The organism is Dysgonomonas sp. PF1-14, assembly GCF_029892965.1.
GTDB lineage: Bacteria > Bacteroidota > Bacteroidia > Bacteroidales > Dysgonomonadaceae > Dysgonomonas.
Genome location: NZ_JARXWN010000013.1, coordinates 72,402 through 85,467, shown reverse-complemented (window position 1 = coordinate 85,467; position 13,066 = coordinate 72,402). Strand labels below are relative to the sequence as shown.

Annotated in this window: 8 protein-coding genes; all 8 read left to right on the top strand. The window is 37.3% G+C overall.

Annotated features, from left to right (window positions below; translation table 11 throughout):
• Positions 1-171 precede the first annotated feature (171 nt).
• Positions 172-837, top strand: coding sequence for a response regulator transcription factor (locus M2448_RS14935; RefSeq protein WP_280647135.1), 666 nt, complete (start codon positions 172-174; stop codon positions 835-837).
• Between the two features lie 2 nt (positions 838-839).
• Complete coding sequence (locus tag M2448_RS14930) at positions 840-2,225, top strand: HAMP domain-containing sensor histidine kinase (protein WP_280647136.1); 1,386 nt, start codon at positions 840-842, stop codon at positions 2,223-2,225.
• Positions 2,226-2,302: 77 nt separating this feature from the next.
• Positions 2,303-5,446: a CusA/CzcA family heavy metal efflux RND transporter gene (locus M2448_RS14925; RefSeq protein ID WP_280647137.1), complete on the top strand. Its 3,144-nt coding sequence runs from the start codon at positions 2,303-2,305 to the stop codon at positions 5,444-5,446.
• Entirely contained in the window at positions 5,430-6,632 is a 1,203-nt protein-coding gene (locus tag M2448_RS14920; protein WP_280647138.1) for a TolC family protein, read from the top strand. Before M2448_RS14925 ends, M2448_RS14920 begins: the two co-directional genes overlap by 17 nt.
• Positions 6,633-6,635: 3 nt before the next feature.
• Positions 6,636-7,772 (top strand): efflux RND transporter periplasmic adaptor subunit, encoded by a 1,137-nt coding sequence (locus tag M2448_RS14915; protein ID WP_280647139.1) that lies wholly within the window; start codon positions 6,636-6,638, stop codon positions 7,770-7,772.
• A gap of 402 nt (positions 7,773-8,174) precedes the next feature.
• Positions 8,175-9,914: a helix-turn-helix domain-containing protein gene (locus M2448_RS14910; RefSeq protein WP_280647140.1), complete on the top strand. Its 1,740-nt coding sequence runs from the start codon at positions 8,175-8,177 to the stop codon at positions 9,912-9,914.
• Positions 9,915-10,374: 460 nt separating this feature from the next.
• Positions 10,375-12,144: a response regulator transcription factor gene (locus M2448_RS14905; RefSeq protein ID WP_280647141.1), complete on the top strand. Its 1,770-nt coding sequence runs from the start codon at positions 10,375-10,377 to the stop codon at positions 12,142-12,144.
• Between the two features lie 232 nt (positions 12,145-12,376).
• Positions 12,377-13,066 carry a hypothetical protein gene (locus M2448_RS14900; RefSeq protein WP_280647142.1) on the top strand — a complete coding sequence of 230 codons (690 nt, stop codon included), beginning with the start codon at positions 12,377-12,379 and terminating at the stop codon, positions 13,064-13,066.

Genomic DNA, 13,066 nt, shown 5'->3' with positions numbered 1-13,066 from the left:
CGATTATAAAGAGAGACTACAAATAAAGTTAGGTTGAAATAGCTAGAAAAAGATTAGCCCAATAATATTGTATTTACAGGATGCAAATTTTATGTGATAACTTAAGCGCTCCCCCATATATCAGTAACAAAAATAAACCGGTAAAACTATTTATCATATCTTTGTATTATTATGCAGCATATCCTGATCATAGAAGACGAACCGGGAATCTATAACTTCCTGAAACAAGGGCTCGAGGAAGAGGGTTATAGCATAACCATTGCTATCGACGGAAAGCATGGTTTAGAACTTTCTATGTCGGAAAACCCTGATCTTATTCTTCTCGACTGGATGCTACCCAAAATGACAGGAATAGAAGTCTGCAAAGCTATTCGGGAAAAAGACCCTGAAGTTCCCATCTTATTCCTAACAGCAAAAGATACCGTACAGGAAACAATAGAAGGGTTACAATCGGGAGCAAACGACTATATTAAAAAGCCATTTAGCTTCGAAGAATTACTGGAAAGGATAAAAATCCATTTCCGAAACTATAAAAGCAAATCGAACCTTACTCTGGGTAATATTTCACTCAATGTAAAAACATACGAAGTGAAGATAGATTCCCTTGATATTCCCTTTACTCAACGAGAATTTGAGTTATTAGAGTTCCTGATAAGGAATAAGGGCAATGTATGCAAGCGGGATGAGATTATAGAGAAAGTATGGGGTATAAGTTTTGAATACGACACAGGGGTAATAGATGTATTTATTAATGCCATACGTAAAAAATTGAATTTAGATAAAGATAACGGATACATCAGAACCATAAGAGGTGTAGGCTATATAGCTAGCGAATAAATATGAAAAGTCTTTCTTTCAGAAACAGAATCGCCCTAAACTACATAATCACAACAGCGTTGCTGATTGGTTTAGTCTTTGTTACTATATATGTGGTAGTAGAGTTTAATGTATCCGGACATCTGAATGAAGACCTACAACGGGAAGTTGACCGCCACTCTAACGAAATAGAAATTAAAGATGAAAAGATCGCTTTGAAGAGACATAAGGAGTGGATGGAACGCGAACATAATACCGTAGGTGTAGATCCTGTATTTATTGAGTTTCTCGATTTAGAAGGTAACCTTATCGACAAGTCTCCTAATTTAAAAGAAAGTCACTTACTTTACGATTCCGCCCAACCAGACAATGTGTTTTATAACGGGGAACTCGCCGAAAAAAGGATAAGACAGGTACAAGTTCCTATTTTGGACAAAAATGGTAAAAGAGTAGGACATCTCCTGGTTGCAGTTGCACGCGAAGGTTCAGAAGTCGTATTGGAAACATTGCGACATATACTACTAATCACTTATCCCATTATACTTATCATTTTATTTTTTGTTGCCCGTTTTATTGCCGGAAGAAGTATAAAACCAATCAACGAGATTATAAATACATCGAACAAAATCACACGGGACAATCTGACTGAACGCATTCCGTTACCACATAATAAAGACGAATTATATATACTCTCCGACACGATAAACAATCTTTTAGATCGTATAGAGAAAGCTATAGAACGGGAAAAGTCTTTCACATCGTATGCTTCGCATGAATTCCGCACACCATTAGCTGTATTGAAAGGTACCCTTGAGGTGCTGATAAGGAAACCGCGCCAGCAAGAAGAGTACGAAGAAAAAGTAAAATACTGTGTCAAAGAAATTGATCGACTCAATCATCTGGTGGACGAATTGCTTATCCTTACCCGATATGAAAATCAGAAGCGGTCTTTAAAATTAGAGAATATAAGTATTAAGCAAGTTATTGAAGAGACACTTAAATTTTTCTCGGAAAATATAGAACAGAAAAACATCCATATAAATACTGAGATTTCGTCCGAAAACATTACCCTGAAGACCGATATATATCTCTTTTCTACCATTATCAACAATATCCTCTCCAATGCCATTAAGTATTCGCACCAAGGTGGAGATATAGAGATTAAGGTTAATGAAAAAGATAAGTCTGTTTTCTGCGAGATTAAGGATAGCGGTATAGGAATACCTCAAAAAGATAGAGAGAAGGTATTCGACAAATTTTATCGTTCTACAGACCATTCCAATATTAAGGGATTTGGCTTAGGACTGCCTATCGTAAAAAGATTCTGTTCACTATTGAATATTCGTGTCGAAATATTCAGTAAAGAGAGTGTCGGAACTACAATTAGACTTCAAATTCCTCAATCTTAAGCAAATCTTAAGCTACTCCATTTAACATCTTCCTAATTTTGTTTATTACAAATAAAATTTAGGTAAAAGAGAGATAAATGCTAGAAAAGATCATACGGTTCAGTCTCAACCGCAAGCTTATCATATTGCTGTTCACTTCAGCCATATTCATCTATGGTATTTATTCCGTATTCCATATACCGATTGGTGCAGTACCCGATATCACAAACAATCAGGTACAAGTTATTACTACTTCTACTAATCTATCTACGGAAGACATCGAACAGTTTATCACCTACCCCATCGAAATGGAGATGGCTAATCTGCCGGGAGTACAGGAAATCCGTTCTATTTCTAAATTCGGTTTATCGGTTGTAACCATCGTTTTCGACGAAAGTATGGGAACTTATCTTCCTCGCCAGCTAATAGCCGAAAAGATAAAAACTGCATCCGAACTTATACCCGAAGGTTTCGGCTCTCCCGAAATGGGGCCTATATCGACCGGATTAGGGGAAATATATCAATATGTACTCGATGTAAAACCAGAGTATAAAGACAGATATTCCGTAGCAGACCTGCGTACTATACAGGACTGGATAGTAAAACGTCAACTATCAGGTATTCCGGGAGTAGTAGAAATCAACACATGGGGAGGCTACCTTAAACAATACGAGGTCGCGATTAATCCTTCACGACTAAAAGCAATGTCTATAACAACCGGTGATTTAGTGACTGCATTGGAGAAGAACAATAGTATCGCCGGAGGTGCATATATCGAAAAGGTCAACCAAAGCTATTTTATACGCGGTGAAGGCAAAATCAGTTCGATTGAGGATATTGAAAATATAGTTGTCAAAAATGTAGATGGTACCCCAGTCTTGGTGAAAGATATTGCCAGCGTACGTTTTGGCAGTGCCAATCGTTTCGGAGCGATCACAGGTAATGGCGAAGGCGAAAAAGTACTCGGTCAGATAATGATGCTCAAAGGGGCAGACTCTAAAGCAACCATCAATGCAGTAAAAGAACGCGTCGCCGAGGTACAGAAAGCACTTCCAGAGGGCGTATATATCAATGCATTTCTGGAACGGAGCGAACTTGTAGCTAAAACTACTTTTACTGTTGCGGAGAACCTTATTTTGGGATGTCTGATAGTGATATTTGTAGTCGTGCTTTTACTTGGTAATTTCCGCTCGGGCATTGTCGTTGCTTCTGTTATACCGCTTTCGCTTCTGTTTGCTATTTCCCTGATGAGGATATTCGGCATAGATGCCAATTTAATGAGTTTAGGAGCAATAGACTTCGGCATCATCATAGATGGGGCGGTTATTATTGTAGAATTCGTCTCGGCACAAATAACGGCAAGCGCCTCGAAACTGAGTCATTTACCGTTATCCGACAGGCGTAGGGAAGTAGACAAATTAACCCTAAGCAGTTCATCTACAATGATGAATTCAGCCATCTTCGGACAATTAATTATACTCATTGTATTCATCCCAATACTGTCACTCTCGGGTGTAGAAGGAAAAATGTTCCGTCCTATGGCACTTACCTTCAGCTTCGCATTGATAGGGGCAATGCTACTTTGCCTTACTTATGTACCTGTAGCTTCTTCTCTGATTATAAAACCACAAATACAGAAAAGAAACGGGATAACAGTCCGTATAATGAGATTATTAACCCGTTCTTACCTCCCTGTTATCACTTGGGCCTTGAAACACACGAAGAAAACATTGGCGGGTGCTGTTGGCTTACTCGTTTTGGCAGTAATTATATTCTCCCGTATGGGTGGCGAATTTATCCCACAATTGGATGAAGGGGATTTTGTAATACAACCTGTCCTGAAAACAGGAACATCATTAGCCAAGACGATTGAGATAACTACATTGATAGAAAAAACGATACTGGACAAATTCCCCGAAGTGGAGCAAATTGTGAGCCGCATCGGTGCTGCCGAAGTTCCAACCGACCCCATGTCAATGGAGGAAAGCGATATAATAGTGAAAGTAAGACCAAAAAGCGAATGGGTTTCGGCAAGTTCGAAAGATGAATTAGCCGACAAGATAAAAGAAGAACTTGAAGCGACCATTCCAAATATGGAAATCGAGTTTACCCAACCTATCGAAATGCGTTTCAACGAACTTATCTCAGGAACACGCTCTGATGTGGCTATTAAGATTTTCGGTGAAGATCTGGGCGTATTAGCTGAAAAAGCTGAACAGATAAAACATGCCATAGCTCATGTAGAGGGTGCTGCCGATATTATTGTGGAAAAGATAGACGGACTTCCGCAAATGACTGTGGATTATAACCGTACACGTATAGCTCAATATGGCTTGAATATATCAGACATCAATGATATTGTGGCATTATCTTTCGCCGGTACGACTGTTGGAAATGTATTCGAAGGAGAACGCCGTTTCGATTTGGTAATACGCCTAGAAGAAAATCTCCGTAATGATATTGAGGATTTGAGGAATCTGTATGTTCCGCTTCCGAATGGTGGACAAATCCCTTTGCGCGAACTGGCAAAAGTGGAATACACCGAAGGCCCGGCCAAGATATCGCGCGACGATACCAAACGCCGTGTTGTAATTGGTGTGAATGTGCGCAACCGTGATATGGAAAGCGTAGTGAAAGATGTTTCGGCGATTATCGATAATGAAATTAACCTTCCTCCGGGCTATTATGTGACTTATGGAGGACAGTTCGAGAACTTGCAGAATGCCAAAGACCGCCTGATGATAGCTGTTCCTGTTGCATTATGCCTTATATTTATTCTCCTGTATTTTGCCTTTGGTTCAATGAGGGAAACGTTACTTGTTTTCACAGCTATTCCGCTTTCCGCTGTGGGTGGCATATTGCTACTCTGGATGAGGGGAATGCCTTTCAGTATTTCGGCAGGGGTAGGCTTTATTGCCCTGTTCGGTATCGCAGTGTTGAACGGAATTGTATTGGTAGAACATCTGAAAGAATTGAAGCACAAAGGAATGAAAAATGTGGACGAACTGATACTGAAAGGTACTACCGACAGGCTTCGCCCCGTTACACTGACAGCTGCCGCTGCTGCACTGGGTTTCTTGCCGATGGCAATTTCATCTTCGGCTGGAGCAGAAGTGCAACGTCCTCTGGCAACTGTGGTTATAGGTGGATTGTTTACTGCTACACTTCTTACAATGGTGGTTTTGCCTATTCTTTTCAAAATGTTTGACAAAAATCTGACTCAGGATGAAGAAGATATTTAAAAATATATGGTTCATATCTCTATTGGCATTTAGTCCGGTCGTCTGTTCACAAAACAATCCCGAACTAAACAAACTGATAGAGACTGCACTTGCCAACAATAAGGAACTTAGTTCGTATCAATTACAGGCACAGGCTTCTAAAGCGAATATCAATACAGCTTTCGATTTTGACAAGACGACTGTTTATTATGGATATGATGAGAATAATGTTGCTCCTAATGACAAGGCTTTAAGGGTATTTGGTATTGAGCAGACATTTTTATTCCCTACTGTGTACGGTGCTCAAAGAAAGGTATATAAATCGCAATGGGAACAGAATAAAGCGTTGTATGAAATACAAAAAAACAAACTAACCCTTGCTGTTTCCCTTGTATATGAGCAGATTGTATATACTCAAAATAAAGAGGAACTATATACACAACTGGATAGCCTTTATTCAGCTTTCTCAAAAGCGGGGAGCCGTAAGTTCGAGCTAGGGGAATCCAATTATCTGGAAAAGATAACGGCAGAAGCCAAATCGAAACAGATTTATACAACACTGATTCAACTAAAAAGCCAGAGACAGGCGTTGTATGAACAATTGAAATCATTGATACAAAGCGAAGAGGATATCCATATATCTAACACTCAATTGGATTTACTCTTCATGGGAAATCCCGGAATTGGTAAAGAGTTGCAAAGAAATTATATGGAAACTGTCAGCAACACGTATTCTTCCCAGTTGAGACTGCAAAATCAAAGCTGGCTCCCCGACTTGAGTGTCGAATTATTTACAGGAACAAATAAGGGATTAGGATACAGACAAAACGGTTTTCAGATAGGGATCGCTATCCCATTATTCTTTAGTGGAAATATATCGAAAAAGAAAACGGCAAAGCTTGAACAACAAAGCTGGGAGGCTATGCGCAGTAACCGCGAAATACAGATGGAAAGTTTCTATATGCAAAAGCAGGCTGAACTAAACCAGCATAAAGAAATGATCAAGTATTACACTGAGAACGGTCAAAAGCTCTCGAAAGAAATTATAAAGACCGCTGATATGAGCTATAAAAATGGGGAGATAGATTTTTTTCAATATATTCAAAGTATGGAGAATGCTATCAGTATAGAGTCTGATTATCTGGATAATGTCCTTGCTTACAATAAATCATATTTAGAATTACATTATTTCAATTTTAACGAATAAGCGATGAAGAAGTATTCTTATTATATATTAACGGTATTATCAATTGCCCTGCTAAACTCCTGTGGCGGAGAAAGCAAATCGTCAGAAGGGAATAGCCCAGAACAGGAAGATACGGCTCTGGTGGAAGTTACCCAAGATCAATTTAATTCCATGAATATGGAAATAAGCACGCTTAAGGAAAGGGAATTCGACAATATGGTAAAAGCTTCGGGTAAAATAGATGTACCACCCAAAAACAGAGCGAAAGTAACTTCATTTATCGGAGGATATGTTAAATCCATTTCCTTGCTTGTAGGCAATAAAGCATCTAAAGGCCAACCATTATTAACTCTCGAAAGTCCCGAATACATTGATTTGCAACAGTCATATCTGGAAATAGCCGGACAGATGGAATACCTGAAATCGGAATATGAAAGACAAAAGACGTTATTCGACGAAAAGATATCTTCTCAAAAGAAATACCTCGAAGCCGAAAGCGATTATAAACGTGCCAAAGCTACTTATGAAAGCCTTCGCCAAAAGTTGAATATGCTTCGCATCAACCCATCGCAGGTAGAGCAGGGAAAATTCTCATCCTATATTACTGTCTACTCTCCCATTTCGGGAGATATCACTGTTATCAATGCAAATGTGGGTATGGCAATCTCTCCTGTCGATGTTATCATGGAGATTGTAGAAACACAGGCTATGCATCTGGAACTGGCTGTCTTCGAAAAAGATATATTCAACCTGAAAAACGGACAAAAAATAAAATTTACAGTTCCGCAAGTAGGTTCGGATGAGTTCGAAGCACAGGTTACACAAATTGGGAAATCAGTTGGAGGAAACGATCGTGTTATTAACGTTTATGCCTCTTTAGACACAGATACAAAGCGGAAACTATTGACAGGTATGTTTGTAGAAGCTCAGCTTATCGCTGATTCCCGCAATGCTATAAGTGTGCCTTTCGATGCTGTTACAACAGAAGAAGGCAATAACTTCCTTTTAGTTCTGGAATCGGAAAAAGAGAGTATTTATACTTTCCGCAAGACTTTAGTCAAAACAGGAGAAAGAAATGGTGACTGGATAGAAATTATTCCTGACGACAAATTAGACTCCGATACTAAAGTTCTGACTAAAGGAGTATATGATGTGATATAGCCAGTATAAAATTTGCTGAAAATTTAATTATAGTCATACTTGTATATGCATACGACAACCCAACATAAATAATACGAATCAACAGTTGAGCTTATGTCCGGCATGGTCGACGCAGAAAAGAATAGGGCGGTCATTTAACCAAAAAGAAGGTGTCTCAAGAATCGACACCTTCTGACTTTCTCTCAATCAAGTAACCTGCATATTTTCTGATTTATTTTGCGTGTGCGATCTTCTTCGAGCTTTTAAGTTATTGCTCGAAACAGATATGCGCGTAAACGAAGTTGCATATAGTGTAGGATTCATTAAGCCATTCCTTTTTGACAGATTACAAAGCTTTATTACTACCTTTGTATAGACAAATAGGTAAAAAACACTAAAAACTACTGAAACAGCAAATAAATCATGAAAAAAGCAATCTGGATTCTTGCAGGTCTGGCAATCACATTATTGTGTTCTCAATGTAAAAACAATCAATCTAATTCAGGAGAAAATAATAAAATAATATTGGATTCGTTAAGGGATGAATGTAGAAAGGCTGTTTACACCCCTGGACTCCTAAAAATAGCGAAAGAAATGGAAAGAGAAGCTCTCAAACAAAAAAATGATTCTATGATAGGTTCTGCATATAGTTTTATGTCAGGATATTATCAAAAAACGGGTATAGAAACATTTGATAGCGTGAGATTATATGCTGAAAAGGCTAAAGAGTATTTTATAAAAGGAGGGCAGCCCAATAGAGCACTTAGATTAGAAGCGAGTGTTGTGGGATGGGAAATATATATGGGGAAAAAAGAAGGCAACCTTGTTAGAATATTTGATTTGATTAAAAAATGTGAAGATCTGAAAGACTATAAAGCCATAATAGACGCCTACAATTTGTTAGGAACGATATATATAGTTCTGGACAATCCAAAAGAAACTTTGAATACTTCCCAAATCGCATTACAATATATAAGAACAATGGATGATCAAGATACTAAAGCTCAGACTAATTATTATATAAAAGTTTTTTTACGGTTAACGCAAGCTGCCAGCAGTATAAAAAACTACGACTTAGCGCTTACCTACAGCGACTCTATGAAATATTATGTTAATAAACGTCTTATCGGAGACACATCTCCAGTGGCAAAAGAATGGTCAATAGTATATGAAGAGCAAAGAGTCAGTGTTTTATTAAAAATGAATAAAGTAAAAGAAGCTTTTCCTTTTATTCAGAAGCTCCTACTATATCGAGATAATAATTTAATCGGAGAAAAAACACCCAGATATTATCAGACTTTAGGCACTTTATCTACTTATTATCTGAAGATCGGAGAATATAGCAAAGCCCTTGAACTAATAGATGAAGTAATTGAGTATAATAAATCATCTTCAAGCTATGATAATCTTAACATTGCAAAAAACAAAAAAGCTGATATACTTGCAGCTAAGGGTAAATACAAGGAAGCCTTTCAGATGAAATCAGATATGTTAACATTCATAGAAGATGTAAATATGGAGAACGCCTCCCGTCAGCTCAGCGAACTGTACACTATATATAACGTGGATAAATTGGAAAAACAGTCATTGGAAGATAAAGCAAAAGCTCGTTATTCCCTGATGGTAATTATATTCATGGGGATTGTTTGTTTCCTGCTGATAGCAATCACTTTAACAATTAGGCGCAATCTTAGAAAATTGAAGAAGAAAAACGAGAAAATCGTAGCACAATATCAGGAAATGGATAAATATCGCCAGCAGATCAAAGGACTCGCTTTAATAAAAGAAGGAGAATCGGCAAGTAGCGCCAAGGAATCCACTTTGTTCGAAAAAACGGAAGAGTATCTGCTAAATACCCATTGTTATAAAGATCCGGACATTAGCCGAGAATCTCTTGCCATACAGATAGGGACAAACAGGCAATACCTGACACAGGCCATTCAGGATAGTGTGAATATGACTTTCAGCGAGTATATAAATAATTACCGGCTGGAGTATGCTCGTCTTATGTTATCTGAAAATATAAATATCCCCATAGAAAAGATTTACACCTCGGCCGGATTTGTTAATAAAAGTACTTTCTATCGATTATTTAAACAAAAATATGATATGACACCTAAAGAATTCAGAGAAATAAGCTGTATGACAACCCATACAATCTGATTTTTCTGATTTTACCAACAAAAAATGCCCTTCCCAGATTTACTGTAATTAACATAAAATCAAGGTATTGCAATTGCGACACCTTGATTTTGCTGTTTTAATATCACTTTTTGCTTGTGTCATACCTCTTTTTTGCTTGAGTCATACCTCAACTTGAATAAAAAAGAGTATTAACAATTAGCTTTGTATAGCAAATAAGACAGGATAATAAGACTACATAAAGATACAAAACATTCAAGCTATTGAATCTTGTGTATTATCCAAATACATATTCAATATCTTTTTGCTTTTAATATACGAATCCTTCGCCAGACACAGAACACCTGATCCGTATTTTAACCCATATAAATTCACAAAACTTTAGTTTATTATGAGCTCAGGACAAACAAGTTATAGAAAACAAACAGAAGTCTGCTTTCAGCAATAATTACTCTAAATTTTAACTCTTTGTAAATTTGTTATGAAAACAACTCTCCGGACTGTTATATGTCTGGCAATCGCTTTTTTGTATTTTCAATGTAAACACAATCAATACATTGAAGAAGATGCTAATTTAAGCTTATTAGACTCTTTAAATAAAGAATGCCTTAAAGCCGATGCGGCCAACCCTACCGAACATTTAAGGCTGGCTAGAGAACTGGAAAAAGAAGCTTTTAAGCAAAAAAACGATTATATGAAAGGCATTGCATATGCTTATATAGCAGCTCATTATTGCAGTTTTGGGATGGATAACAATTTTGGGATGGAAGTATATGATAGCACGAGATATTATACTGAAAAATCAAAAGAATACTTTATAAAAGCAGAACGGCCTGTTGAAGCATTCAGAGTAGAAATGAACAGTTTAGAATTAGAACTCTTCTACGGAAAAAGAGATGGGACTTTTGTCCGAATATTTGATCTGATCAGAGATTGCGAAGCTTTGGACAACAATGAAATAAAAGCGGATGCCTATTTATTATTAGGATTGGCATATCTATATTCAAACAACCCCAAAGACGCACTGAATTCGTTTCAGGAAGGATTAGATATCATCAAAAAAATAGACTCTCAAAATCCGATGTATTGGCTATCAAAATATCCACCCACTCTTTACAAAATGGTAGAAGCCTGTGATCTGCTAGGCAACAATGATTTAGCGCTTGCATACAGTGACTCTATGAAATTCTATATTGATAAATATTCAACGAAACTTCCGGAAAAATATCCTGTGATACAATGTTGCATAATAGCATCAGACATGGGTAAATTCCGAGCATTCGTTAATATGAATAAACTAAAAGAAGCATCCCCTTACGCCAGAAAACTGGAACTATATACTGACAGTATACGACCTATGCACAGCTTGTACTATAGTGTTCAAGTATGTTTAGCTGAGTACTATATGAAAAACAAAGAATATGATAAGGCACTTAATTTAATAAATATGGCAGTCGATCATTATACAATATCTTCTGCATACGAAAATAAATACAACCTCAATGAAGTAAAAATCTTAAAATCTGATATCCTTGCAGCCAAAGGTGAATATAAAGAAGCTTTTACTTTGAAATCAGATGTATTATTATATACAAAAGAGGCAAACATGGAAAATGTCTCACGTCAACTCAGCGAAATGTACACTATATATAATGTAGACAAGCTCGAAAAACAGTCTTTGGAAGATAAAGCAAAAGTATATCATTCCCTGATGCTGGTTATATCTATGGGGGGTATCTGCTTCCTTATGATAGCAATCACATTGTTGATAAAGCATAATCTCGAAAAAATGAAAAAGAAAAATGAAAAAATTGTGACACAATATCAGGAACTGGATAAATACCGCCAGGAGATCAAAGGATTGTCCTTATCTAAATTAAGAGAATTAGAAAATGAAGAAAAAGAGCCATCCATATTCGAAAAAGCAGAAATATTATTATTGAGTACCCATTGTTATAAAGACCCGAACATTAGCCGAGAATCCCTTGCCATACAGATAGGCACAAACAGGCAATACCTGACGCAGGCAATTCAGGACAATGTGAATATGACTTTCAACGAGTATATAAATAATTACCGGCTGGAGTACGCACGCATTTTATTATCTGAAAACATGAATATTCCTGTGGAAAAAATCTACACCTCGGCCGGATTTATTAACAAAAGTACTTTCTACCGATTATTCAAACAAAAATATGATATGACACCAAAAGAGTTCAGAGAAATAAGCTGTATGAGTCATATAATCTGACTCCACTTATTAAAAATACTTTTTTGCTTGGGTCATACCTTTTTTTTGCCTGTGTCATACTCTGCTTTTAACGATAAGATTATTAAATAATTAGTTTTGCAGCACAAAAGCGAAAAGCAAAACATTTATATACAAAATAAAGACGAAATATTAGATATCTATCCATTCAATAGATATAGAAAAGCTTTATCAAACTTACAAACTCTTGACCTATATTTTAACTAACAAATAAATGAACAAACTTCTCAAACTTAATTCATTCAAACTAATGGAAAATAAAAGTATTTTTCGCACTTTATCTTTAATTTTATTATTGCTCACACAAGTTTTTGCATATGGGCAGGTTACTATCGGAACAGGGACAGAACCTCATAAAGACGCTCTGCTCGATCTTAAAGAAAACGATCAGGGGACATCATCCAAAGGAGTGCTGATGCCTCGTGTAGCACTCACATCGAGCATATCGCCTGCCCCGATGGAAAACCATGTGGCAGGGATGACCGTTTACAACACAAATAGTGTAGCCGACGTGGTTCCCGGTTATTATTACAATAACGGTGCACGCTGGGTACGTCTGGTGCCCGAAACCGACAGCTTTTTCTATATCCCGTCCATCGTACTGCCTACCGACACCGGCGACCCAGCCTACGATGATGCGCTGAAGCAATTTTCTTTAGACTTGTACGATATATATGCAGGGCAATTTGGCATGGCAGACCTCACTACTACAATAAAGAGCTCAAGTACGGCCACACTTCCCGTATTTGCCAACAATAGGCTGGACTACTTTGTCATCTACTACGACAAGGCTGTTTTCGAAATAGTATCACTCAGTGATACAGGGGTACTGGTCTACAAACTGGTAGACGGCTACACCATATCGGAGAAAACATATATGAACATCGTACTCAAAGTAAAATAA

Bases quoted from the DNA above. Each gene is read 5' to 3' on its own strand.
- M2448_RS14935 (WP_280647135.1), top strand. From the start codon at position 172: ATGCAGCATATCCTGATCATAGAAGACGAACCGGGAATCTATAACTTC.
- M2448_RS14930 (WP_280647136.1), top strand. From the start codon at position 840: ATGAAAAGTCTTTCTTTCAGAAACAGAATCGCCCTAAACTACATAATC.
- M2448_RS14925 (WP_280647137.1), top strand. From the start codon at position 2,303: ATGCTAGAAAAGATCATACGGTTCAGTCTCAACCGCAAGCTTATCATA.
- M2448_RS14920 (WP_280647138.1), top strand. From the start codon at position 5,430: ATGAAGAAGATATTTAAAAATATATGGTTCATATCTCTATTGGCATTT.
- M2448_RS14915 (WP_280647139.1), top strand. From the start codon at position 6,636: ATGAAGAAGTATTCTTATTATATATTAACGGTATTATCAATTGCCCTG.
- M2448_RS14910 (WP_280647140.1), top strand. From the start codon at position 8,175: ATGAAAAAAGCAATCTGGATTCTTGCAGGTCTGGCAATCACATTATTG.
- M2448_RS14905 (WP_280647141.1), top strand. From the start codon at position 10,375: ATGAAAACAACTCTCCGGACTGTTATATGTCTGGCAATCGCTTTTTTG.
- M2448_RS14900 (WP_280647142.1), top strand. From the start codon at position 12,377: ATGAACAAACTTCTCAAACTTAATTCATTCAAACTAATGGAAAATAAA.